Origin of the sequence: Pseudomonas sp. B21-059 (assembly GCF_026016285.1) — a bacterium.
In the GTDB taxonomy this organism is placed as follows: domain Bacteria; phylum Pseudomonadota; class Gammaproteobacteria; order Pseudomonadales; family Pseudomonadaceae; genus Aquipseudomonas; species Aquipseudomonas danubii.
In genome coordinates, this window is record NZ_CP087201.1 from 769,354 (window position 1) to 793,065 (window position 23,712).

The window sequence follows — 23,712 nt, forward strand, 5'->3', positions numbered from 1 at the left end:
CTCGCCGGTTCAATTGACGCTCAGCCCGCTCTCGCGGCGCAGTTTGTCCCCCGCCGGGTGCAGCGCCTCGCGCAGGAAACCGAAGCCAAAGCCGCTGCGGCGATCCAGGCGGAACAGGGTGTTGGTGACATAGATGTCATCGCGAATGCCCACCACCTCCACCACTTCGCTGACGCAGCGCCGGCCATCGGGCAGGCGGGTCAACTGGATCACCACATCCAGGGCCGCGCAGATCATCTGCCGCAAGGTGCGCTCGGCGATCTGGCGACCGGTCAGGCCCACCAGGGTCTCCAGGCGCAACAGGGCATCCTGAGCGTTGTTGGCGTGTACCGTACTCATGGAACCATCGTGGCCGGTGTTCATCGCGGTCAGTACATCCAGTACTTCCACGCCGCGGATCTCACCGAGGATGATCCGATCCGGGCGCATCCGCAGGGCGTTGCGGATCAGGTCGCTGGCCTTGACCTCGCCATGGCCTTCGGCATTGGGCGGGCGGGTTTCCAGACGCACCACATGGGGGTGCCCCAGTTGCAGTTCGGCCACGTCTTCGATGGTCACCAGCCGTTCGTGGGGATTGATCAACTGGCTGAGGATGTTCAGCAGGGTGGTCTTGCCGGTACCGGTGCCGCCGCTGATCAGGATGTTGCAGCGTTTGCCCACGGCCTCCTGGAGGAACTCGAAGATCGCCAGGTCGATGGTCTGCATGGCGATCAGGTCGCTGCTCTTGAGCATGTCCTTGCGAAATTTACGAATCGACAGGCAGGGGCCGTCCAGGGCGATGGGAGGAATGATGGCGTTGACCCGGCTGCCGTCCGGCAGGCGCGCATCGACCATCGGCGAGGACTCGTCGAGGCGTCGGCCCAAGGGGGCAAGGATCCGTTGCATGACCCGCTCAACGTGGTGGGCGTCGATGAAACGCAGGTCGCTCTGGTGCAGCACGCCGTCGCGCTCGACGAATACCCGGTGCGGGCCGTTGACCAGGATCTCGGTCACCGCCGGATCGCGCAGCAGCACTTCCAGGGGGCCGAAGCCGGTCAGCTCATCGACGATTTCCTCCGCCAGCCGTTCCATTTCATAGCGGGAAATCGCCAGGTGCATGCGCGCGATGTACTCCGCCACTTTGTCGGTGACGAACTGCGAAAGGTTCTGCCGGGAGCTTTCCAGCAGGTTTTTCCCCGAGTCTTCGATGGCATCGATGATGTAGCGATGCAGCACCAGCTTCAGGCCTTCGTGATCGCTATTGCCCGGTGCCGGACGAGCCGGGGCGCCAAAGAGTTTTTCGCCGCTCATCTGCCCCCCATGATTCTGTTGAGCCAGCCGGCCTTGGGCTTGGTCAGGCCTTCGGAGCGCTTGGCCAGGCGTTCGCCCAAGGTGCGAATGCTTTGGGTCAGGCTCTCCCGGGGGGCCATTTCAAACAGGGTGACTCCCTGGTTCTTGGCGTTCAGGCGCACCTCCGGGTTGTAGGCCAGCACCGCGATCACTTCCAGGCCGAAAGTCTTGCCCAGGGTTTCGGAATCCGGAGTGACGGCGCGCAGGTAGCGGTCCACCAGCAAGCGTGCGTGCTCCAGTTTCATGCCCTTTTCGCGCCAGTGATTGAGGACCGCCAGGTTGCGCCGGCAGTCGAGGACATTCTGGTCGGTGCACCAGATCAGCTTGTCGCAATGACTGACGAAGGTCCGCAGAGCCTCGCTGTCGGGCTGGCCAACGAGGTTCACCACGATGTGCTGGAAGTGCTGGCGCAAGGCGCTGAGCAACATGTACAGCTCGGCTGCGCTGGTGTGTTCCAGGGGTTCGTCGTGACTGGCGTAGGCGAGGATGCGCAAGCCGGCTTCAGTGCTGGTGAAGGCGCTGTCGATCAGGGTGGTATCCAGGCGCCGCAGGTGGCGCAGGGCATCGCCGAAGTGGAACGAACTTTCCAGCCCCAACAGTGCCAGGCTGTCGCCACGGGGCAGGCCGAGGTCCAGCAGCAGAGTCTGCTGGCCACTCTTTTGCACCACCAGGGCCAGGTGCCCGGACAGGAGTGCGCCGTCGCTATCGGCTTGCGCGCCGTAGAGCACGGTCAGGCCGCCCATCTGGGTGTTGGGCGTCACTGCCGGCAGGCGTTTGCTCAAACGTCGGACCAGACCGGCAACTTCGCTGGAACGCGAGCCGTAGGCGACGAAGTCCCGGGCGCCGGCACGCATGGCGTTGAGGACCAACTGGTTGTCCATGCCATCGCCGAGGGCGACGATCGCCAGCATCGGCTTGGCTTCCAGGGCCCCTTCGATCAGTGCGGCCTGGGCCACCACATGCTCGCGGTCGAGGCCGACGAACACCAGGTTGGCGAAAGTCACGTCCACCAGCGCCAGCAACTCGTCGAGGCTGCCATCGGCCCCTACCACCTGGCCCAGAGGTGCCAGGGCGCCCTGCAGCCATTCAAGATCGGTGCTGTTGCGGGTGATGGCCAGGAACGTCTGGCTCATGTTCTGGCTCATTGCGATAGCCCGCTGCGCTTGTCGAAGTTGCCGTTCTCGAGGAAGAACATGCGATAGAAGTTCGGGTCGTAGCTGCGCAGGCGTTCACCGGGCAAGGCCGGCAGCTTGGCATCGGCGGCCAGGGGCTGGACCAGATGCGGAGTGACCACCATCAGCAGCTCGCGCTCTTCGCGATTGATCGTCGAGTCGCGGAAAAAGGCCCCCAGTACCGGGATGTCCCCCAACCCGGGAAACTTGCTCACCAGGGAACTGTTGCGGGTGCTGATCAGGCCGCTGATGACGAAGCTCTCGCCATCGGCCAGGGAGATGCTGGTGTCCGTGCGTCGTACGATCAGCGCCGGTACCACGGTCCCGGCGATGGTCACGCCGTTGCTGTAGTCCAGCTCGCTGACCTCCGGCGCCACTTTCAGCGAAATGCGACCGCTGTCGACAATGGTGGGGGTCAGGGTCAGGCGGATACCGAATTCCTTGTATTCGATGGTCACGCTGTTGCTAGCGGTGCTGGGTACCGGAATGGGGATTTCGCCACCGGCCAGGAAGCTTGCGCTCTGGCCGCTGAGGGCCACCAGGGAGGGCCGGGCCAGGGTGTAGGCGAAGCCGCTGCCTTCCAGGGCGTTGATCAGGGTCAGCACCCGGCCGTTGCCGAAGCCGATGTTGAAGGTGCCGTTGTCCAGGGGGATGTTGGTCCGCCGGCCACCGAAGGTCGGGGTGACGCTGCCGGCGGTGCCGGTGGTGACGGGAGCGGTGCCAGGGGAGCCGAACAGGAAGTTGTTTCCGCGGCCGAAGATCGAGGCACTGGCCTCCTTGAGCTTGGTGCGGCTGACCTCGACGAAGCGGATGTCGGTCTGTACCTGGCTGGGCAGCAACGGATCGTCGCTGATTGGCAAGCGGCTGGCGGTCATGTCGGCAGTGGCCCGGCCGCGGACGAACACCATGCTCTGGCGTGGAGTGCTGGAGCAGGAGGTCCAGACCATCAGGCTGGTGGCGCCGGGAGCCATGCCGGTGAGCAGAAAGGCCTTGTTGCCGTTGGCGTGGACATCGGCAACTTTCGGATCGCCTACCGCCAATCGAGTGATGACCACCGGGGACTGCAGCTCCTGTTGCAAACCTTCGCCGACTTCCAGCACGGCCGGTAACGGCGCCAGGCTCGAGCAGCCCGACATTGGCGCGGCCATGGCCGGGTTCCAGAGCCATTGGCCCAGACTCAGCGTCAGCAGTGTGGTGAACAGCGGCATGGAACGACTGCGCATGTCATGCATCCTTGCTCGATCAGGGGGTTTGTTGAGAGACCTGGTTGCCCCGGATGACCTCCACCGCCGAGCGTGGTCCGCCACCTTGGGCGAGCGGGCTACGGGGAGCTTTGCCGAGGGCCAGTTGAGTGAACTGGAACAGGTTGCTGTTGGCTGCATCGAGGTGTCCGATGGCGTCCTCGTTGCCGGCCCAGTAGTGGGCCAGGCGCTGCTCATCGCTGCTGCGCACGGCCAGTCGCAGCACGCCGACCTGGGTGGCGAGCATCAACCGGCTCAAGAGCTGCTCGGGTACGGCCAGAACCACCGTGCGGGCGGCGATCCGGCGCTGGTCCTGCTTGAGCTTCTCCTCGCGGGTCACCGCTGGGGCGGCGGGCTGTCCGTCATTGGTCAGTCCCAGTTGCTCGCCCACTGCCAGTACCCGCATGGCGGGCACGGCGATCTGTGCCGATTGCTGTGGATTGGTCGTGTCCTGACGCAGGAACAACAGCACGTCGACATAGTCCCCGGGGCTCAGTTGCCCGGCGGCGCCGATGACTTCATCCACCGCTACCGCCAGGGCTCGCTCATCGCTGCGAATCATTCGTGCCAGGGTGCCACCGGTCTCGAAGCTCTGGGCGTTGAGCCAGGTGCCGGCACTCAGTTGTCGCCAGGGCGTACGGCCCACCGCCTGATCAATGGCACTGAGGCTGCCGGCAGGCGCGGTGCGCAGTTTTTCCAGCGCCAGATCCGCGGCGGTGAGCGGAACGAAAGGTGGCACATCGCGCACCAGTACCACCACGGGTTGGCGGGTCTGGTCTTCGGCATTGCTGGTGACTTGTTCGACGACGCGGGGGGCCACCGGTTGAGCCGGTGGTGCCGGTTCGGGTTGACGGCTGAGGACCAGGCCCCAGTAACCGAAAAACACCGCACCCAGCAGCAGAAGTCCAGCCAGACCCATGGTGACGCGACTGTTCATGAAGGCTCTCCCTATCCTGCTGCACCACCAGCCCGTGATTCCAAACGAGTTAATTTCGCAATCAGGCAGCTATGAACATGCAACTATTTCGCTATGTGAAGGTAGTAGAGCTAGGACGAAATGCCATTAAGTCGTCGAAAAATAGCTAACAAAAGTATGAGTTGATTCAATGGGGCGAGTTTTTTGGCGCCAACCATCCGATTAATACTTTGTGATTAATCAGTTCTTACAGTTGCTGGTCCGGGCTTTGTTGACAATGCTCAGGTGGCACCGGGGAATTTTGCCCAGTGCTGTTCCAGTGGCGCCGTCTGGCGCAAAGGAGAGCTAGGATGATTCTTCAATATTTGTTGCTCAGGGCGCGCCTGTTTTTTGACCGCACCGAAGGCGCATCCGCGATCGAGTACGCGATTGTCGTAGCGATGGTGGCAGTGGTGGTCGTAGCGTTCGTTACCCCTCTGGGTGATCGTGTACTGGCCATCTTCAACAACATCCTGACCAGCCTTGGAGGCGACGCCGTCACCCGGCCTGAGCCTTGATCAGCGGAGTGGCCCAGGTGAGCAGCCGCTGGGCAGCGCTTTCGACAGACCTTCAAGCTACCCCCGGTTCCGTGCAGGCCTTCGGTTTTCTAGAACCGAAGGCCTGTTTGCGGTTACGCCACCGGTAGCCTGATGTTCGATGGCTGCGTTCAACCACGGGCGTGACGCTCACTCCAGGGTACTGTCCATGACCTCCCCTCAACCCACACGTCAGCAATTGTTGCTGGTGGACGACGAAGAAGATGCGCTGATGGAACTCGCCGAGCTGCTGGAGGGCGAGGGCTTTTGCTGCTTTACCGCCACCTCGGTGAAATGTGCTCTGGAACACCTCACCCAGCATCCGGATATTGCTCTGGTGATCACGGACCTGCGCATGCCGGAAGAGGGTGGCCTGTCGCTGATCAAGCGTCTGCGCGAGCACACCTCGCGCCAGCACTTGCCGGTGATCGTCATGTCGGGGCACGCCGACATGGATGACGTCAGTGACCTGTTGCGTCTGCAGGTCCTGGATCTGTTCCGCAAGCCGATCTATTACGTGCGCCTGCTGGAAACCCTCAATAATCTGTTTCCCCAACCCCGGCTGCATATCGTCGGTCCCTGACCTTCAGGCTTGCTCGGTCTTTTTTGCCGGCAAAAAAAGACCTGCTGGGGAGCAGGTCAAAATCACCCAACTGTTCAGAGTTGATAGCTGAAACTCAAGGTATAGCGCGGACGGCGGTTGTAGGTGTCCAGGGCTTCATCGGACATGGGCTTGGCGGCCTCCAGGGCGATGTTGTAGTGCTTGGTGTCGCCGAAGCGCAGACCCACAGCCGCCGATGACAGGTTGCTGCCCTTGACCGGCAACTGGTTGAACCAGGTCTTGGAGCGGTCCAGCACGACATAGGGTTGCAGTACCCGGACCCAAGGACCCGCGCGATGGAAGCTGTAGTTCACCTCATAAGCCACACCCCAACCCTTGTCACCGGTGGCCTGGTCATCGGGATAACCCCGCGCGAAGTTCTGTCCGCCAAAACTGGCCCGTTCACTGTCTGGCAGATTGTCATCGCTCCAGTACAGGGCTGCGGAAAGCACCCCCTGCCAATTGTCGAAGAAACGGTCGCTCTGTACCCCCGCCACACGCAGGCGGAAGAAATCCAGATCGTAGAGTGCGTTGTTGGTCTTGGCTCCCATGCTGTCCAGGCCCTGGTAGAGACCGGCGCTGAGGATTCGCAGTTGGCGCGGATCGGATTTGCTCCAGTCGCTCTCCAGCGCCAGGGCGCGGATATCGGTTTTCTCTTCCAGGGTCAGGGGGGCGTTGTTCAGCCGATAGCGGGTCTTGTCGTTCACTGCATACAGGCGTGTACCGGCGGTGAGCATCTCATTGGGCGAGGCGATGAAGGGGTGGCTGACGCCGATGGAGAAACGGTCGTTTGCGCGATGGGACTCAAGCTCCAGGCCATTGCCCAATTGCACGTTGCTTCGCGGATCACTGCGGTAGCGCGCACCGTAGAGGTTCAACTGCGTGCCCTCGGAACCCAGCAACTGGCTGTAATCCAGGCGGTAGTAGTGCTCCTTGTCCTTGCCCGGGGGAAACAGTCCGCTGAGGCTCAGCTGTTCGCCCCAGGCCGTTTGCGAGCTGCTGGTAATACCCACCAGGGCCTGCAGACCGTTGCGATTGTCGTCGGTGCTGTTGAGGGTGGTGCTGATGGATTTGCGGCTGGCCACGGCGACCAATTGGGTCGCACCGTCGGTGGTTCCCGGTGGTGGCACCACTGCTTGCAGGGTCACGCCCGGTACCCGGCTCATCAGAGTGGTATAGCGCTCGAAGGTCTTGCGGGTCAGCGGGCGTTCGGCCTTTAGCTTGCTCACCAGCTTGTCCAGATAGGCGGACACCGGACCGATGTCGCCCTGTAGCTGGTAGTCCCTGATATAGCCTTCCACCAGCACCACCCGCAGGACACCCTGGTTGAAGTTCTGCTGCGGCATGAAGGCGTAGGACAGCAGGTAGCCGTCGTTCTGGTAGCGTCGGGTGATCTCACGGGTGGCTTCGATCAATTGAGCGAAGCTGGTTTCATGGCCGATCAATGGCTGGTAGATCGCCGCCAACTGCTCAAGAGGGTAGACCGTGCCACCCTCGATCTGGACCTGACGCACCGTAACCTTGGTGCCCATCATCAGCGGCTGCTGCCCTTGGGGGGCGACGGGTTGCTCAGGCATCTGCAACTGCGGTGTAGCCGGGCGGTAGGCGTCCACCGGCAGGTTGGGTTGGGGCAGGTTGGTAATGCTGTCGTTACTGTTGAGAAAGCGCGGAAGGGAGTCGGCGTAAGCGGAGGTACAGCATCCAATCAACAACAAACTGGCCAACGTGCGCATAGGACACTCCATGGTCAAGCCGCAGCGATGCTAAAAGTCCTCATTCCATGCACCGTTCAAGGTCTGAGCCCTGATCAGGTGCTGGAGGGTGATGCTCTGGATAAACAAAAAGGCGAGAGATTCATCTGAACCTCTCGCCCTCAACCAAGCGTAGGCGCTGTAGGTGAGGCCGTCGAATCGGCCAGGTGCAAATTATTTCTTGCCGCCCAGGGCGCCGGTCAAACCACCCAGCACACCACCCAGGCCACCGTTGAGACCTGCTCCTGCAGAAGCGCTGCCGTTGGCGCTGGCTCCGACGCCGATCCCGGCCCCACCGAGCAGACCGCCGCTGGGGGCAGTGCCACCGTTGACCAGACCGCCGACCGAGGCCACGGTGCTGCCCACTGCGCCGAGGGTGCCGCCCAGGGCGCCGCCGACCTGATTGCCGCCTATGCCACCGGCAACAGTGGTACCCACATTGCTCACAGCCCCGCCCGCTTGGCCCAGCAGACCGCTGACCGCGCCACCCAGGCCGCTGGCTGCGCCTACTTGCTGGGTCAGGCCAGTGACGGAGCTGGTGATCGGATTCAACGCCGAACCCAGGTTTACGCCGACACTGGCCAGGGGCGCGGTGACCACCAGGTTGGGAGTGCCAGGGCCGCCCAGGGCTCCGCCCACCGAGGCGATCAGGCCGCCCACCGCACCGCCGGCGGCACTCACTGCGCTGACAGCGCCATTGGTGTTGCCGGTATTGATGCCGTTGCCGAGATTGGCCACTGCACCGCCTACGACTTCCAGCATGCCGGTGCCGCCCAGGCCAGTACCGCCACCGTTGCTGCCACCGCTTCCGGTGCCGCTCCCGGACTTGCCGACGTAGCCACCTGCGCTGTTTACCGCGCCGCTGGCGTTGCTCAGGGCATTGCCCAACAGATCGGTCACAGGGTTGCCATCACCGGTATCGCTGACCTTCTCGCCGGTATCATCCACAGCATCGCTCACGCCTTTGATCAGTCCCTTGACTGGTGCACCCAGGCCGGTGGTGCTGCCCACCTTGTCGGTCAGGCCTTCTGCCATGCTCACTACCGGTACCAGTACCCTGTCACCCACGCCATCGGTCAGGGTGCCGACTGGCCCGCTGCTGGTGACGGTACTCAAGGTGTTGCCCAGCATGGTTACCCGGGTGCCGACACCGCTGAGTACCGGGGCCACCCTGGTCACCACGCCACCGACGACCGGAACGCTTTGGGTGGTCGTCGCCAGTTGCCCGCTGAGATCCTTGACTCCGGTGCCCACATCGCCGACCACGTTGCCGACGGTGGCCGTAGTCTTGCTCAGGGCCTTGGGATCGCTGCCCAGTTTGCCAAGGCCATTGGTCAAGCCCTCACCAACGCTGTCCACCACATTGCCGGTAGTGCTGACGGCACTGCGGGCCAGGCCGCCGACCACTGGAACCGTTGCCAGAGAGTCGCCCAGGGCGCTGATGCCGTCGCCGACACCGCTCACGGTAGTACCCACGTCGGACGCCACGTCGGCGGTCACCAGGGTGCTGGGCGTGCCACCGGTTCCGCCATCGGTGCTGCCACCACCTGAGCTGGCAGGAGAACTGCTCGAACCACTCTTATGACCACCACCGCCGCCGCTGCAGCCCGCCAGGCTGAGGGTCAGGATCATCGCCAGTGCTGTACACGCTTTCCATCCGAATTGAGTTTTCATGAGAGGTATCCCTTGCACCTATTACAACGTTCGTTGTTTTCGATAGCTCTCCAGTTCTATTGCTGGAGATACCTTCGTCCGTTGTCTACATGAAAGGCGCGAGAGACTTTTTGAACAATTATGAACTTGGTATTAATGAGTTTTATTCTTGGTTTTCTACTGCTTTAAAAGTGACTAGTTTGAAAGTATTGTTTGTGAAGTTTGTGTTTTATAAGTTGTTATTAATCAATATCTTGTATCTCTGTCTGGAGCGACTGCTCGTAAGCTCTAAACGAAAGTTATATATATACAATTAATGGGTTCTATTTTGTTTTCTGCTCAAGAGAACGGCAGTTTTCTAAGATTCTGTTAATGGGTGTCGAGGACTTTCAAATCTGCGCTGGCCTATACTGCGCGGCCGAATTGCTGTTGGAGCCTGTGATGCCTAGTCCAATCTGGTGGCTGTTGTGCCTGCCGTTTTTCGCAGGGGCCTTTCTGGCCCTGCAAGCCGGAATCAATGGTCAGTTGGCCAAGCAGGTCGGCGGTGTGCTGGCCGCAGCACTGATTTCCTTTTTTGTCGGTACTGCAGCCTTGTTGATCCTGGTGTTGATGCAGCGTGAGATGCCCTCGTTGAGTGCCCTCAAGGGCCTGACCTGGTGGCACTGGTGTGGCGGCCTGCTGGGGGTCTTTTTCATCACCACCGCAGCTTTTGCCGGGCCACGGATCGGCGCCTTGCTGTTCATGGCTCTGGTGCTGGCGGGTCAGTTGAGCATGGCCCTGGCCCTGGACCACTTTGGTTGGGTGGGCTTTCGCGAGGCGCCGGTGAGCCTCGGCAAGATTGCCGGATTGCTGCTGATCGTCGCCGGTGTAGTGCTTATTCGCCGGGGGTGATGACGTCTCAGGCGATGGGCTGCCAGCGACCCTGCATATGTTGCAGATCGCCATTGCCCAGTAGCTGGAGTTCGCCACTGGACCCTGCAGCGCTGGCCAGCAAGCGGACGGTTCCGGGCAGCAGCACGGGCTTGATGAAATGCACCGACACTTCGATATTCGCGGCCGGCAGGTGCTCGCTCAGTGCCGCCAGGGTCATGGCCTTGTTCCACAGACCGTGGGCTATGGCCTGGGGAAAGCCAAACAGGCGGGCACTCCAGGCACTGAGGTGGATAGGGTTGTAGTCACCAGAGACCCTGGCGTAGCGCCGGCCGATATTGCTTTCGGCCTGCCAGCGGCTCACCTCGTTCAGGCCTTCGCCCAATGGTGGGAGCGGCGCGGCAGGTTCTCCGGGCAACTTGACTGTGCGACAGAGCATCTGGCTTTCGGCTTCCCAGAGCGGCCCCAGCAGATCGTCCACGGTGGTCACCAGATCGAACACCGCACCCTTGGCGTGAGGTTGCAGGTTGTCCACCCGGACGCCGATGCGCACGCTGCTGACGTTGCCCATGGGGCGCAACACTCGAATCCGGTTGGCCAGATGGACCAGCCCCAGCAACGGGAAGGGGAAGTTCTGGGCGGTCAGCAGCTGCATCTGCAGGGCGAAGGCCAGCACATGGGGATAGGTAGCGGGAAGCAGGCCGTTGTCGGCAAAACCGCAGACCTTGCGATAGGCCGCCAGCCGTTTGGGCTCCAGGCTGATCCAGCAGCGCAGGCCATCTTCGGGCAACTCGGTGCCATTGCTCCGCCGTCTCAGCGCCGCCTTGAGAAACAGCGGCGGCAAGAGCGCAGGCAGGTTCAGTTCATGCCAGTGCGTTGTCATCTTCAGGCTCCCAGGACACTTTGGCCACACACCCGCAAGGCTTGCCCGCTGACCGCGCCACTGCCCGGCTGGCCGAGCCAGGCCACGGCCTCGGCGACGTCCTGAGGCAGGCCGCCCTGGCCCAGGGAACTCATGCGGCGTCCGGCTTCGCGCAAGGCGAAGGGCACCTTGGCGGTCATCTGGGTCTCGATGAAGCCTGGCGCCACGGCGTTGATGCTGATGTCCCGGGCCTTGAGCAGCGGTGCCCAGGCCTGGGCCAGGCCGATCAGCCCGGCCTTGCTGGCGGCGTAGTTGGTCTGCCCGCGGTTGCCGGCAATGCCGCTGATGGAGGCCAACAGGATCACGCGTCCGTGATCGTGCAGCCGGCCGCTGTCCAGCAGGGCCTGGGTCAGTACCTGCGGGGCGTTGAGGTTCACCGCCAGCACGGCGTCCCAGAACTCGGCGGTCATGTTGGCCAGGGTCTTGTCCCGGGTGATCCCGGCGTTGTGCACCAGAATGTCGATGCCCTCGGGCAGTTGTTCGAGCAACTGGGCCGGGGCGTCCTCGGCGCAGATATCCAGGCCGATGGCGCGTGCGCCGAGACGGGCCGCCAGAGCGTCCAGGTCGGCCTTGGCCTGGGGCACATCCAGCAACAGCACCTGGGCCCCGTCCCGGGCCAGGGTTTCGGCGATGGCCGCGCCAATGCCCCGGGCCGCGCCGGTGACCAGGGCCTTGCGCCCGGCCAGCGGCCGGCTCCAGTCCTGGACCTGACTGGCGCAGGGCTGCAAGTGGATCACCTGCCCGGAAACATAGGCGCTCTTGGGCGAGAGAAAGAATCGCAGGGCGCCTTCCAACTGCTCTTCGGCGCCCTCGGCCACGTACAGCAGTTGCAGGGTGGCGCCGTTGCGCAGCTCCTTGGCCAGGGAGCGACTGAAGCCTTCCAGGGCACGCTGGGCGCTGGCGGCAAAGGGCTCTGCCAGGGTGTGCGGAGCACGTCCGAGGATCAGCAGATGGGCGCTGGATTCAAGGCTGCGCAGCAGCGGCTGGAAGAACTCCCGCAGTTGCTTGAGTTGATCGGTATGCCGCAGTTCGCTGGCATCGAAGACCACGGCCTTGAGCTTGGGCCCATGGCCGGGAATCCAGGGCGTGGCCAGGGTCGGATCGGTGCCGTAGCTGTAGACCGAATCGGTCAGGCGCGGTGCCAGGGCGCTCACCTGTTGGGCCATGGCGCCGCCACCGATCAACAGAGCGCCTTCGATGGGCCGCAGGCGGCCGGCCTGCCAGCGCTCCAGACGTACCGGTGACGGCAGGCCAAGGGCCCCGACCAGGCGCTGGCCGATGGACGAATTGGCGAAGTCGATATAACGGTCGGACATGGAACGCACTCCGCAGGCTGGGGTTCAAAGTGTGGACCACGAATGGCCGCGAGTCGTTCGATCTGCGAGAAGCCTCCTACGCTAGTGGGAGAGGTACTCACCGAAGTCGCACTCATAGAATAGGGAGCTTTCCATGACACAGCTGCGTCGCGTCGCGATTATCGGCGGTAACCGCATTCCCTTCGCCCGCTCCAACGGCCCGTATGCCACGGCCAGCAACCAGGCCATGCTCACGGCCGCCCTGGAGGGCCTGATCGAGCGTTACCAGCTCCATGGCCTGCGCCTTGGCGAGGTGGTGGCGGGGGCGGTGCTCAAGCACTCGCGGGACTTCAACCTGACCCGGGAGTGCGTACTGGGTTCGCGGCTATCGCCCACCACCCCGGCTTACGACATTCAGCAAGCCTGTGGCACCGGCCTGGAAGCGGCTTTGCTGGTGGCCAACAAGATTGCCCTGGGGCAGATCGACTGCGGCATCGCTGGTGGCGTCGACACCACCTCGGATGCGCCGATCGGGGTCAACGAGGGGCTGCGGCAGATCCTGTTGCAGGCCAATCGGGCCAAGACTACCGGCGACAAGCTGAAGATCCTGCTGCAGTTGCGGCCCCATCACCTCAAGCCGGAACTGCCGCGCAACGGTGAGCCGCGCACCGGCCTGTCCATGGGCGAACACTGCGAACAGATGGCCAAGACCTGGAACATTCCCCGTGGCGAGCAGGACCAACTGGCCCTGGAGAGCCACCAGAAAATGGCCGCCGCCTATGCCGAAGGCTGGCACGACGACCTGCTCACCCCCTTCCTCGGCCTGACCCGGGACAACAACCTGCGCCCGGACCTGACCCTGGAAAAACTCGCCAGCCTCAAGCCCGCCTTCGATCGCAGTGCCGCGGGCACCCTCACCGCCGGCAATTCCACGCCTCTGACCGATGGCGCCTCCCTGGTGTTGCTGGGCAGTGAGCAATGGGCCCAGGAGCGCGGCCTGCCGATCCTCGCCTACCTGCGCGACGGCGAGGCTGGCGCGGTGGATTTCGTCAAAGGAGCCGAAGGCCTGCTGATGGCCCCGGTGTATGCCGTGCCGCGCTTGCTGGCGCGCAACGGGCTGAGCCTGCAGGACTTTGATTATTACGAGATCCACGAAGCCTTTGCCGCCCAGGTGCTGTGCACCCTCAAGGCCTGGGAAGACGCGGATTACTGCAAGACCCGCCTGGGCCTCGACGCGCCTCTGGGCCGCATCGATCGCGCCCGGCTTAACGTCAAAGGCAGCTCCCTGGCGGCGGGGCACCCGTTTGCCGCCACCGGCGGGCGCATTGTCGCCAACCTGGCGAAGTTGCTGAGTGTGGCGGGGCAGGGGCGCGGGCTGATTTCGATCTGTGCCGCGGGTGGGCAGGGTGTGACGGCGATCATCGAACGCTGAGGTTCGTGGCATTCGCTGGCAAGCCGGTTCCTACAGAGAAGTGCCTCCAAATCCGTAGGAGCCGGCTTGCCGGCGAAAGGGGCCTCAAGTCTTGAAGCGCCGCACCAGGCTGTCCAGCTCATTGGACAGCCCCGCCAAGTTCTGGGAGTCCAGGCGTGCCGCGTTGGCCAGTTCCGCCACCCGTTGCGCATCGCCATGGATCTGGCTGATGTGCCGGTTGATGTCTTCCGCCACTTGATGCTGCTCCTCGGCGGCGGTGGCGATCTGAGTGTTCATGTCGCGGATCACGTCCACCGACTCGCGGATCTGTCCGAAACTGTTGCGCGCCAGGCCTATGCGGTTCACCGACTGTTGGGACACTTCCAGGCTGGCGTGCATCTGCTGGGTCACGGCGCTGGTGCGCTTGGCCAGGTTGCCCAGCAGCCCGTCGATCTCGGCGGTGGAATCGGCGGTGCGCTTGGCCAGGGCGCGGACTTCGTCGGCCACCACGGCAAAACCGCGCCCCTGCTCTCCGGCCCGGGCGGCCTCGATGGCGGCGTTGAGGGCCAGCAGGTTGGTCTGTTCGGCGATGGAGCGGATGGTGCCGAGGATCGACTGGATGTCGTTGCTGTCGCGTTCCAGTTGCTGCATCGATTGCGCCGACTGCTCGATCTCCTGGCTCAGGCGGTCGACGCTGTGCACCGCGTCGTCGATCTGCTGCTGGCCTTCCTGGGCCTGACGCTGGCCGCTGTCTGCCGATTCGGCGGCCTGGCTGCAGGAGCGAGCCACTTCGTTGGCCGTGGCTACCATTTCGTGGAAGGCCGTGGACACCATGTCCACCGCTTCGCGCTGGCGTCCGGCGGCTTCGGCCATGTCGTTGGAAACTTGGGTCGAGGAATGGGAGGTGGCGAGAATCTTCTGTGCCGCCTGGCCGATGTGCTGGATCAGGCTGCGGATCGCCGCGAGGAACTGGTTGAACCAGTTGGCCAGTTGCGCGGTTTCATCGCTGCCACGGATATTCAGGTTGCGGGTCAGGTCGCCTTCACCCTGGGCGATGCCTTCCAGGCCGCTGGCGACACTGCGGATCGGCCGCACGATGAGGCTGGCGAAGCTGGCTCCGAATACCGCGAACAGCACGGCCAGGACCCCGGCGATCACAGCGATGATCCAGGTCAGCTGGGTGGCCGAGCCCATGACTTCGTTCTGCTTGATCAGGCCGATGAAGGTCCAGCCCAGTTGTTCAGAAGGCCAGACGTTGGCCATGTAGTGCTCGCCGCCCAGTTCCACTTGCACCAGGCCCTTGCCGGTCTTGGCCAGTTGCGCGTAACCCTCGCCGAGGCTGTCCAGGGCCTTGAAGTTATGCTCCGGCTGCTTGGGGTCCACCAGCACCGTGCCGTTGTTTTCCATCAGCATCAGGTAGCCGGACTCGCCCAGCTTGATCTGCTTGACGATTTCGGTGAGCTGCTTGAGCGACACATCGACCGCGACCACGCCGCCTTGGGGGCCCAACTGGTTGGCCAGGGAGCGCACGGTGCTGACCAGCACCGCATCGTCCGGGGCCCAGTAGTACGCATCGGTGCGCAGGGTCTTGCCCGGGCTGGCCAGCGCGGCCTTGTACCAGGGGCGTACGCGAGGGTCGTAGTTGGCCAGCTTCAGGTCGGCGGGCCAGGAGACGTAACCGCCGTTGCTCACGCCATAGGACACATAGGCATAGGCGGGGTGGCTGGCGGCCATGGCGGCGAACAGTTCGAAGATGCGTTTGTCCTGCTCGCCTTCTGGAATCTTGGCGGCATCGGCGCTCATCCAGGTCTTGAGATCGCCGCCGGCCTGGGTCAGCAAGGGTTGGGCTGCCAGGTAGTCGATGTTCTGGCTGATGCCTTCGAAGAACAGCTGCATGGCATTGGCCACTTGGCGGATCTCGCGGCCGCTGCCGTCGACAAAGGTGTTTTGCGCTTCGCTGCGCAGGTTGATCACCACCAGCGTGGCCACCAGCACCACGGGCAGGCAGGCAATGGCGGCGAAGGCCCAGGTGAGTTTCTGTTTGATATTCATCCGCGCTCCAGATTTTCTTGTATGACCACGAAGTGCAGGCGACTCGCGGATTATTGGCAGCTTGAAAGATGGCGCTGATTGCAGTCCCTGATGCAGAAGTCGAGCAGGCAGCGATCGAACCTTGGCCGGCGGCTGACGTCTTTATTGGATTGTCGGACAAAATCCCTTTGTCTCTGATGACTTCGGCTGGGACGGCGGAAAATTGAGTCGCGCAGAGAAAAAACCTCCTTGAAGACGCCAAGGGCGTGCGACGGATGGCGGCAATCTCTCAAGCCATGGCGGACGTTGTTCGCTGGCCACTCGGCTATGATCTTCGGCGGCAGCGCTTCAGGGATCTGGCACATTGAGTGCATTGCTGTCGTCCGGCGCTCGGCAGCCCTTTCCCGTGGTGGGAGGATTGCCGTATAACGAGTGACTTTCGCGTGTTTGGTAACAAGGGACCCCCAATAAAAGCTGATGAAGACTCCAAAACGCATTGAACCCCTGATCGAAGACGGTCTGGTAGACGAGGTGCTGCGCCCACTCATGAGTGGTAAAGAGGCAGCTGTGTATGTGGTGCGCTGCGGCAACGAGCTACGTTGCGCCAAGGTCTACAAGGAGGCGAACAAACGCAGTTTCCGTCAGGCGGCGGAATATCAGGAGGGGCGCAAGGTTCGCAACAGCCGACAGGCGCGGGCCATGGCCAAGGGCTCCAAGTTCGGTCGCAAGGAAACCGAGGACGCCTGGCAGAACGCCGAAGTGGCGGCCTTGTTCCGTCTGGCCAATGCCGGGGTGCGGGTGCCCAAGCCGTTCGACTTTCTCGAAGGCGTGTTGCTGATGGAACTGGTGGCCGACGAGTACGGCGACGCGGCGCCGCGGCTCAACGATGTGGTGCTGGAACCGGACCAGGCTCGTGAATATCACGCCTTCCTGATTTCCCAGATCGTGCTGATGTTGTGTACCGGGCTGGTGCACGGTGACCTGTCCGAGTTCAACGTGCTGCTGACGCCGGATGGTCCGGTGATCATCGACCTGCCCCAGGCGGTGGACGCGGCAGGCAACAACCACGCGTTCAGCATGCTGGAGCGGGACGTGGGCAACATGGCGTCCTACTTCGGGCGTTTTGCCCCGGAGCTCAAGCACACCCGTTATGCCAAGGAAATGTGGGCTTTGTACGAGGCTGGCACCTTGCATCCGGGCAGTGTGCTGACCGGCGAGTTCGACGACCCCGAAGAACTGGCGGATGTTGGCAGCGTGATCCGCGAGATCGAAGCGGCACGTCTCGACGAGGAGCGCCGGCAGGCAGTGCGGGCGGCGGACGATGCGCCGCCAGGCAAATCCGAAGAACCACCGCCTCCGCCCTGGATGCAGTGATGGAATAAAAAAATCCGGCCTTGGCCGGATTTTTTATGCCTGCAAACTACCTGGCACCTTGGCACCTTGGCACCTTGGCACCTTGGCACCTTGGCACCTTGGCACCTTGTAGCCGCTGCCGCAGGCTGCGCACGGCCCGAAGGGACGCGAGGATCTTGAGGGCGCTGAAATTTTGCAAGGGATCGCCAAGCAAGGCCCTGCGGGCCTTTTCGCAGCCTCGCCAGGGCTCGGCAGCGGCTACAGAGATCGCTTCTTGCAAATACTCAGGACCCGCAACAACTGCCCGAAGCCAGTTCCTTGAGGATCGGGCAGTCCGGACGATGGTCGCCGTGGCAGTGCTCCACCAGGTCCTGCAGGGTGTCGCGCAGCCCGGCCAGTTCGCGGATCTTCTGGTTGAGCTCATCGATGTGCTGGCGCGCCAGGGCCTTTACATCGGCGCTGGCTCGCTGCCGGTCCTGCCACAGGGTCAGCAGCTTGCCCACTTCTTCCAGGGAAAAGCCCAGATCGCGAGAGCGCTTGATGAAGGCCAGGCTGTGCAGGTCTTCGTCGCCGTACAGGCGATAGCCGCTGTCGCTGCGATGGGCCGGCTTGAGCAGGCCGATGGACTCGTAGTAACGGATCATCTTGGCGCTCAGGCCGCTCTTGCGCGCCGCTTGGCCGATGTTCATTCGGCGTTCTCCAGGTCTTTGGGTTTCCAGGTTTTCAACAGTAGCGCATTGCTCACCACGCTGACGCTGGACAGGGCCATGGCCGCCCCGGCCAGCACCGGGTTGAGCAGGCCGAAGGCCGCCAGGGGAATGCCGATCAGGTTGTAGACGAAGGCCCAGAACAGGTTCTGGCGGATTTTCGCGTAGGTCTTGCGGCTGATCTCCAGGGCCGCGGGTATCAGTCGTGGATCGCCGCGCATCAGGGTGATGCCGGCCGCGTGCATGGCCACGTCGGTGCCGCCGCCCATGGCAATGCCGATGTCGGCCGCCGCCAGGGCCGGGGCGTCGTTGATGCCGTCGCCGACCATGGCCACCACGCCGGTCTTTTTCAGTGCTGTCACCGTGGCGGCCTTGTCCGCCGGCAGTACTTCGGCGTGCACATCGTCAATGCCCAGGGCGTCGGCCACGACCTTGGCGCTGCCACGGTTGTCGCCGGTCAGCAGGTGGCTGCTGATATGCCGCGCGCGCAGTTGCTGCACCGCCTGCAAGGCGCCGGGCTTGAGGGTGTCGCCAAAGGCGAACAGGCCCAGTACCCGGGATTGCGGGCTCTGCTCGATCAGCCAGGACAGGGTCCGGCCCTCGTGTTCCCAGTCTTTGGCTGCCTGGGCCAGGCTGCCCGGGGTCAGGCCGCTTTCTTCCAGCAGGCGGCGGTTGCCCAGGGCCAGTTGGCGGCCGTCCAGGGTGCCGGCGATGCCGCGCCCGGTCAGGGACTGGCTGGCGCTGACATCGGCCACTGGCAGTTGGCGTTCCTGGCACAGGTCCAGCACCGCCTTGGCCAGGGGATGCTCACTGCCGCGCTGCAGGGCACCGGCCAGTTGCAGCACGCTGTTGTCGTCGCCTTCCAGGGCCTGCATATGGGCGATGCGTGGCGTACCGGAAGTCAGGGTGCCGGTCTTGTCGAAAACCACCGAGCTGACTTCATGGGCTCGTTCCAGGGCTTCGGCATCCTTGATCAGGATGCCGTGGCGGGCGGCCACGCCGGTGCCGGCCATGATCGCGGTGGGGGTGGCCAGGCCCAGGGCGCAAGGACAGGCGATCACCAGCACGGCGACGGCGTTGATCACTGCGGTTTCCAGGGGCGCGCCATACAGCCACCAGCCCACCAGGGTGATCAGCGCCAGCACCAGCACGGTGGGCACGAACACCTGGCTGACCTTGTCCACCAGCTTCTGGATCGGTGCCTTGCCGGCCTGGGCGTCTTCCACCAGGCGAATGATCCGTGCCAGCACGGTTTCCGCGCCGAGGGCCAGGGTGCGTACCAGCAGGCGGCCTTCGCCGTTGATGGCGCCGCCGGTGACTTTATCCCCGGGCTGCTTAGGCACCGGCAGGCTTTCACCGCTGATCAGCGCTTCGTCGGCATGGCTCTGGCCTTCGATGACTTCGCCGTCCACCGGAAAGCGCTCGCCGGGTTTGACCAGCACCAGGTCGTTCAGGCGCAGGGCGCTGATGGCGACTTCCTGCTCGCGCCCATCGATGACCTGGATTGCCCGCTCGGGGCGCAGGGCTTCCAGGGCGCGGATGGCGCTGGCGGTCTGGCGCTTGGCGCGGCTTTCCAGGTACTTGCCCAGCAGCACCAGGGCGATCACCACCGCCGAGGCTTCGAAGTACAGGTGCGGCATGCTGCCGGCGGCGGCCGTGGCCCATTCATACAGGCTCAGGCCATAACCGGCGCTGGTGCCCAGGGCCACCAGCAGGTCCATGTTGCCGCTGCCGGCGCGCACGGCTTTCCAGGCGGCGACATAAAAGCGTGCGCCGAAGATGAACTGCACCGGAGTGGCCAGGGCGAACTGGGCCCAGGCCGGGAGCATCCAGTGCAGGCCAAAGGGTTGCACCAGCATCGGCAGCACCAGGGGCAGGGCCAGGAGGATCGCCAGGACCAGGCTCCAGCGTTCGCGGCGCAGGTTCTGCTGCTGGTCGTTGCCGTGCTTGTGCTCGGCCTGCCACAGGCTGGCTGAGTAGCCGGCCTGGGTCACGGCGTTGATCAGCTGCGTCGGATCGACCAGGCCCAGCAGTTCGACGTGGGCGCGCTCGGTGGCCAGGTTGACGCTGGCGCTGCGCACGCCTTGAACCTTGTTCAAGGCGCGTTCTACACGGCCGGCACAGGTGGCGCAGGTCATGCCGCCGATGGTCAGTTCAATGGACTGCACCGGCACGCTGTAACCGGCATTTTCCACCGCTTCCAGCAGGGCCGGCAGACTGTCCCCGGGGGCTTCGATCCGGGCCTGTTCCGTGGCGAGGTTGACGCTGACCGCGCGTATACCGGCGACCTTGGCCAAGGCACGCTCCACACGACCGGCGCAACTGGCGCAGGTCATGCCGGCAATCGGCAGGTCGAAGGTGGTTGATTCAGGCATGGCTGACACTCCCTGTAAATGTTGCCCACAGGATCAACCTTGCCATGCAGGCAAGGTCAAGCGGGCATTGCCAGGGTGCTTCATTTTGTCCCAGGGGGGAGCAGGAGCACGCCTTGCGCTGCAGGACGCAAGGCGTGTGGAGGGCGCAGCGTCAGTAGTCCAGGGCGGTGGGCTTGAGGTACATGCCCGAGGCGTTGCTGGCGATGCGGAACTTCAGCACGTCGCCGGCCCGCACGCTGATGTCCTGGGAACCCGGGGCGAGCAGGCCAGGGTTGCAGCCCGGCGCCTGGCCCGGCAGCAGTTTCAGGCGCAGGGACACTTTGCCCGGCGGCAGGTTGAAGGAGGCGCTCTGTTCCTGGAACAGCCGACCGGCGAGCTGGTCCTGGATGTACAGGCCGATCTCGCAGGAGGTGGCGACTTCCAGCCGCTCCCGGGAAATGATCAGTACGCCGTAGTCTTCTCCGGCGGCCAGTGCCGGTGGCGTCGCCGCCAACAGACCAAGGAGGCCGACGAAGCTGAAAGTTGACCAGCGCATGGCTGAATCTCCTGCTGTGATGTCATAAGACGTGCAGCTTGGCGGAGCGCGGCGCCGATTTCCAGCCCGGCAGTTCAATCCGGAACTTGACCTTGCCACGGTGGCAAGGACAAGACTGCGTGCATCCCAATACAGGAGAAGCGTGATGCAAGTATTCAATGTTCAAGGCATGTCCTGCGGCCACTGCGTGCGGGCCATCACTCAGGCGCTGCAGAGCAAGGACCCGGCGGCCACCGTGCGGGTGGATCTGGCGGCCAAGGAAGTGGGGGTCGAGAGTCGCCTGTCCAGCGAAGAGGTGATCAATCTGATCAGCGAGGAAGGCTACGCCGTCCAGGTTGCTTGAGTCTTTTTAATAGTTAGCGACCTATCGGAATGTTCAAGGCGTCCAAGCGCGGCTAGACTGTGCGACCGCTGACCAACGCTCGCTTGGATGCCATGAACCTGCGCACAATCCTGATTCTCGGCGCCTTGAGCGCTTTCGGCCCTCTGGCCATCGACTTTTATCTGCCGGCCTTTCCCTCGATGGCCCTGGCTTTCGGCACCGATGAAAAACACGTCCAACTGACCCTGGCCGCCTATTTCCTTGGATTGTCCATTGGGCAACTGGCCTATGGTCCTGTGGCCGACCGTTTTGGTCGGCGCCTGCCGTTGCTGGTGGGAGTGGGGCTGTTCACCCTGGCCTCACTGGCCTGCGCCTATGCGCCCAACCTGGAGTGGCTGATTGGCGCGCGCTTCGTCCAGGCCCTGGGCGGTTGCGCCGGGATGGTGATATCCCGCGCAGTGGTCAGCGACAAGTGCGATGCCGTGGGTTCGGCCAAGGTGTTCTCCCAGTTGATGCTGGTGATGGGCCTGGCGCCGATCCTGGCACCGATGCTCGGCGGCCTGCTGGTCAATCTCTACGGTTGGCAATCGATCTTCATCATGCTCACGGTGTTCAGCGCCCTGTCGGGATTGGCGGTGGCCCTGGGTCTGCCGGAGAGCATGCCGGCCACGCGCCCGCGCCTACCGTTGTCCGGCGCGTTGCGCCAGTACGGCCTGTTGCTGGCGGACCGGGTCTTTCTTGGTCACGCCCTGACCGGCGGCATCGCCATCGCCGGGATGTTTTCCTATATCGCCGGCTCGCCCTTTGTCTTTATCAAGCTTTATGGCGTGCCGGCGGAGCATTTCGGCTGGTTCTTCGGGATCAATGCCGGCGGTTTTATCCTCGTGGCGCAGATCAATGCGCGGCTGTTGGCCAAGCGCGGTCCGGCTTTCCTGCTGGCCCGTACCGTGTGGATCTACCTGGCGGCCGGGTTGACCTTGCTGGCAGTCAGCGCCCTGCATACGAGTGAGCTCTGGCCGCTGCTGCTGCCCTTGTTCGTGTGCATCGCCAGCCTGGGCTGCATCATTCCCAACGCGGCGGCCTGCGCCATGAACGGCCAGGGCGCGCGGGCCGGCAGCGCCTCGGCGATGCTCGGTTGCCTGCAGTTCAGCGTCGCTGCGGGTGCTGCCTATCTGGTGGGTGTGTTGCACGATGGCAGTGCCATGCCGATGGCCATGGTCATCAGCCTGTGTGGTGTTCTGGCGGTGAGCATGGCGGTCATGACCCGGCGTTTGCAGAATGCCCGGGCCTTGAAAGCCGCCGAGCTCTGAGTCAGCCGACGGCGCGTTGACTCTGGGGAATCGGGTGAGGGGCTTGCAGGCGTGCTTGCAGGGTCTGGGTGAAAGCCCGGGCCTCGGCTTCACTGCGGAAAGTCACCGCGTGCTGGTCGAGACGGACCTGCCATTGGGAGCCTTGAGGGTTTGCCAATTCTTTTATCAGGATCTTCATTGCTGACCTCCTAACGGTAAAAGAGTGCGATGCAAGGGCTGCCAGTGTAGACCCGAATACGGTCACAAATATGACCGAAATCAACTCTCGGACTGACGGCGGCCATCGGGCTTTTGTGCGCGATGGCCGCCGTGCGTTCAGCCCTTAGAAACCTTCCAGGACGATCTTGCCCTTGGCCGTGCCGCTCTCCAGCAAGGCGTGGGCGCGGCGCAGGTTGGCCGCATTGATCTGGCCGAAATGCTCGCCCACCGTGGTCTTCAGGGTGCCGGCGTCGATCAGCTCGGCGACCTTGTTGAGCAGCACGTGCTGTTCCTGCATGTCGGCGGTCTCGAACAGCGAGCGGGTGTACATGAACTCCCAGTGCAGGGACAGGCTCTTGCGCTTGAGCTTGGTCACGTCGAGGCTTTTCGGATCATCGATCAAGGCCAGTTTGCCCTGGGGCGCCAGGGCTTCCACCAACTCATCAAGGTGGGTGTCGGTCTGGGTCAGGCTGGCGACGTGGGTCACCTGATTGATGCCGATGCGTTTGAGCTCGGCGCTCAGTGGCTGACGGTGATCCACCACGCCGTGCGCGCCCAGCTCGCGGACCCAGGCTTGGGTCTGCTCCCGGGAGGCGCTGCCGACCACCTTGAGGCCGGTCAGTTGCCGGGCCAGTTGGGTGAGGATCGAACCGACCCCGCCGGCGGCGCCGACAATCAGCAGGCTCTGGCCCTGGTCGCTGCGGTCCTGGCTGATTTGCAGGCGTTCGAACAGCAGTTCCCAGGCCGTGATCGCGGTCAGCGGCAGGGCCGCGGCTTCGGCAAAACCCAGGCTCTTGGGCATATGGCCGACGATGCGTTCATCCACGGTGTGCAGCTCGCTGTTGCCTCCGGCCCGGGCGATGGAGCCGGCGTAGAACACCCGGTCGCCAACCTTGAACAGGCTGACCTCGCTGCCCACGGCCTTGACCACGCCGGCCACGTCCCAGCCCAGCACCTTGGCGGCGCCGCCTTCGGGCTGGACGTTCTGGCGGACCTTGGTGTCCACCGGGTTGACCGAGATGGCCTTGACCTCCACCAGCAGGTCGCGAGGGCCGGCGACCGGCTCCGGCAGCTCGATGTCTTGCAGGGACTTGGGGTCGTCGATTGGTAGGGATGTGTAGTAGGCGATGGCTTTCATGGTGAAT

21 protein-coding genes and 1 pseudogene are annotated in these 23,712 nt (G+C 63.6%); 7 read left to right on the plus strand and 15 right to left on the minus strand.

Annotated features, from left to right (window positions below; all coding sequences use genetic code 11):
* Positions 1-9: 9 nt before the first annotated feature.
* Genes LOY69_RS03430 through cpaB form a run of 4 tightly spaced genes read right to left on the minus strand, consistent with a single transcriptional unit; the run spans position 10 to position 4,679 of the window.
* Positions 10-1,290 (minus strand): CpaF family protein, encoded by a 1,281-nt coding sequence (locus tag LOY69_RS03430; RefSeq protein ID WP_102863014.1) that lies wholly within the window; start codon positions 1,288-1,290, stop codon positions 10-12.
* Complete coding sequence (locus LOY69_RS03435; protein WP_102881934.1) at positions 1,287-2,474, minus strand: AAA family ATPase; 1,188 nt, start codon at positions 2,472-2,474, stop codon at positions 1,287-1,289. The genes LOY69_RS03430 and LOY69_RS03435 overlap by 4 nt, the downstream gene beginning before the upstream one ends.
* Positions 2,471-3,724, minus strand: coding sequence for a type II and III secretion system protein family protein (locus LOY69_RS03440; protein ID WP_123391192.1), 1,254 nt, complete (start codon positions 3,722-3,724; stop codon positions 2,471-2,473). Before LOY69_RS03440 ends, LOY69_RS03435 begins: the two co-directional genes overlap by 4 nt.
* Before the next feature lie 19 nt (positions 3,725-3,743).
* Entirely contained in the window at positions 3,744-4,679 is a 936-nt protein-coding gene (gene cpaB, locus LOY69_RS03445; protein ID WP_102881932.1) for a Flp pilus assembly protein CpaB, read from the minus strand.
* A 329-nt stretch (positions 4,680-5,008) separates the two neighbouring features.
* On the opposite strand from cpaB, the gene LOY69_RS03450 reads away from it, so the two are divergent.
* Positions 5,009-5,215, plus strand: coding sequence for a Flp family type IVb pilin (locus LOY69_RS03450; RefSeq protein WP_102881931.1), 207 nt, complete (start codon positions 5,009-5,011; stop codon positions 5,213-5,215).
* Positions 5,216-5,402: 187 nt separating this feature from the next.
* A complete protein-coding gene (locus LOY69_RS03455) occupies positions 5,403-5,816 on the plus strand; it encodes a response regulator (protein ID WP_110595495.1) in 414 nt (137 codons plus the stop codon).
* A gap of 74 nt (positions 5,817-5,890) precedes the next feature.
* Here LOY69_RS03455 and LOY69_RS03460 read toward each other — a convergent pair whose 3' ends face one another.
* Together LOY69_RS03460 and LOY69_RS03465 are read right to left on the minus strand one after the other, a co-directional pair.
* Positions 5,891-7,567: a ShlB/FhaC/HecB family hemolysin secretion/activation protein gene (locus tag LOY69_RS03460; RefSeq protein ID WP_265074134.1), complete on the minus strand. Its 1,677-nt coding sequence runs from the start codon at positions 7,565-7,567 to the stop codon at positions 5,891-5,893.
* A gap of 192 nt (positions 7,568-7,759) precedes the next feature.
* Positions 7,760-9,259, minus strand: coding sequence for a collagen-like triple helix repeat-containing protein (locus LOY69_RS03465; protein ID WP_265074135.1), 1,500 nt, complete (start codon positions 9,257-9,259; stop codon positions 7,760-7,762).
* 420 nt (positions 9,260-9,679) lie between these two features.
* Here LOY69_RS03465 and LOY69_RS03470 point away from each other — a divergent pair, with 420 nt between their 5' ends.
* Positions 9,680-10,129, plus strand: coding sequence for a DMT family transporter (locus LOY69_RS03470; protein WP_102863022.1), 450 nt, complete (start codon positions 9,680-9,682; stop codon positions 10,127-10,129).
* A 7-nt stretch (positions 10,130-10,136) separates the two neighbouring features.
* On the opposite strand, the gene LOY69_RS03475 is transcribed toward LOY69_RS03470, so the two are convergent.
* Entirely contained in the window at positions 10,137-10,991 is an 855-nt protein-coding gene (locus LOY69_RS03475; RefSeq protein ID WP_110595498.1) for a MaoC family dehydratase, read from the minus strand.
* 2 nt (positions 10,992-10,993) lie between these two features.
* Complete coding sequence (locus LOY69_RS03480; RefSeq protein ID WP_123391182.1) at positions 10,994-12,346, minus strand: 3-oxoacyl-ACP reductase; 1,353 nt, start codon at positions 12,344-12,346, stop codon at positions 10,994-10,996.
* 133 nt (positions 12,347-12,479) lie between these two features.
* Between LOY69_RS03480 and LOY69_RS03485 the strand changes: the two genes are divergently transcribed.
* On the plus strand, positions 12,480-13,757 hold the full coding sequence (locus LOY69_RS03485; protein ID WP_265074136.1) for an acetyl-CoA C-acetyltransferase: 1,278 nt from the start codon (positions 12,480-12,482) through the stop codon (positions 13,755-13,757).
* Between the two features lie 84 nt (positions 13,758-13,841).
* Here the strand turns inward: LOY69_RS03485 and LOY69_RS30475 are convergent, their stop codons facing one another.
* Both LOY69_RS30475 and LOY69_RS30480 read right to left on the minus strand, forming a co-directional pair.
* Entirely contained in the window at positions 13,842-14,609 is a 768-nt protein-coding gene (locus tag LOY69_RS30475; RefSeq protein WP_371826197.1) for a methyl-accepting chemotaxis protein, read from the minus strand.
* Positions 14,610-14,699: 90 nt separating this feature from the next.
* Positions 14,700-15,788, minus strand: a pseudogene (locus LOY69_RS30480) (cache domain-containing sensor histidine kinase); the annotation flags it as partial.
* A gap of 456 nt (positions 15,789-16,244) precedes the next feature.
* Between LOY69_RS30480 and LOY69_RS03495 the strand changes: the two are divergent.
* On the plus strand, positions 16,245-17,141 hold the full coding sequence (locus LOY69_RS03495; RefSeq protein WP_102863027.1) for a PA4780 family RIO1-like protein kinase: 897 nt from the start codon (positions 16,245-16,247) through the stop codon (positions 17,139-17,141).
* A 263-nt stretch (positions 17,142-17,404) separates the two neighbouring features.
* Here the strand turns inward: LOY69_RS03495 and cueR are convergent, their stop codons facing one another.
* From cueR to LOY69_RS03510, 3 genes are all read right to left on the minus strand, one after another.
* On the minus strand, positions 17,405-17,809 hold the full coding sequence (gene cueR, locus LOY69_RS03500) for a Cu(I)-responsive transcriptional regulator (RefSeq protein WP_060837378.1): 405 nt from the start codon (positions 17,807-17,809) through the stop codon (positions 17,405-17,407).
* The gene (locus LOY69_RS03505; RefSeq protein ID WP_213664675.1) at positions 17,806-20,202 is read right to left on the minus strand and encodes a heavy metal translocating P-type ATPase; all 2,397 of its coding nucleotides are present in this window, start codon (positions 20,200-20,202) and stop codon (positions 17,806-17,808) included. Before LOY69_RS03505 ends, cueR begins: the two co-directional genes overlap by 4 nt.
* Before the next feature lie 151 nt (positions 20,203-20,353).
* A complete protein-coding gene (locus tag LOY69_RS03510; RefSeq protein ID WP_110650842.1) occupies positions 20,354-20,737 on the minus strand; it encodes a hypothetical protein in 384 nt (127 codons plus the stop codon).
* Between the two features lie 145 nt (positions 20,738-20,882).
* Here LOY69_RS03510 and LOY69_RS03515 point away from each other — a divergent pair, with 145 nt between their 5' ends.
* Positions 20,883-21,080, plus strand: coding sequence for a heavy-metal-associated domain-containing protein (locus LOY69_RS03515; RefSeq protein ID WP_102863030.1), 198 nt, complete (start codon positions 20,883-20,885; stop codon positions 21,078-21,080).
* A gap of 92 nt (positions 21,081-21,172) precedes the next feature.
* Positions 21,173-22,369 carry a multidrug effflux MFS transporter gene (locus tag LOY69_RS03520; protein WP_102863031.1) on the plus strand — a complete coding sequence of 399 codons (1,197 nt, stop codon included), beginning with the start codon at positions 21,173-21,175 and terminating at the stop codon, positions 22,367-22,369.
* Between the two features lies 1 nt (position 22,370).
* Here the strand turns inward: LOY69_RS03520 and LOY69_RS03525 are convergent, their stop codons facing one another.
* On the minus strand, positions 22,371-22,547 hold the full coding sequence (locus LOY69_RS03525) for a hypothetical protein (protein ID WP_162884107.1): 177 nt from the start codon (positions 22,545-22,547) through the stop codon (positions 22,371-22,373).
* 144 nt (positions 22,548-22,691) lie between these two features.
* Positions 22,692-23,705 carry a zinc-binding alcohol dehydrogenase family protein gene (locus LOY69_RS03530; RefSeq protein WP_265074137.1) on the minus strand — a complete coding sequence of 338 codons (1,014 nt, stop codon included), beginning with the start codon at positions 23,703-23,705 and terminating at the stop codon, positions 22,692-22,694.
* Positions 23,706-23,712: the final 7 nt, after the last annotated feature.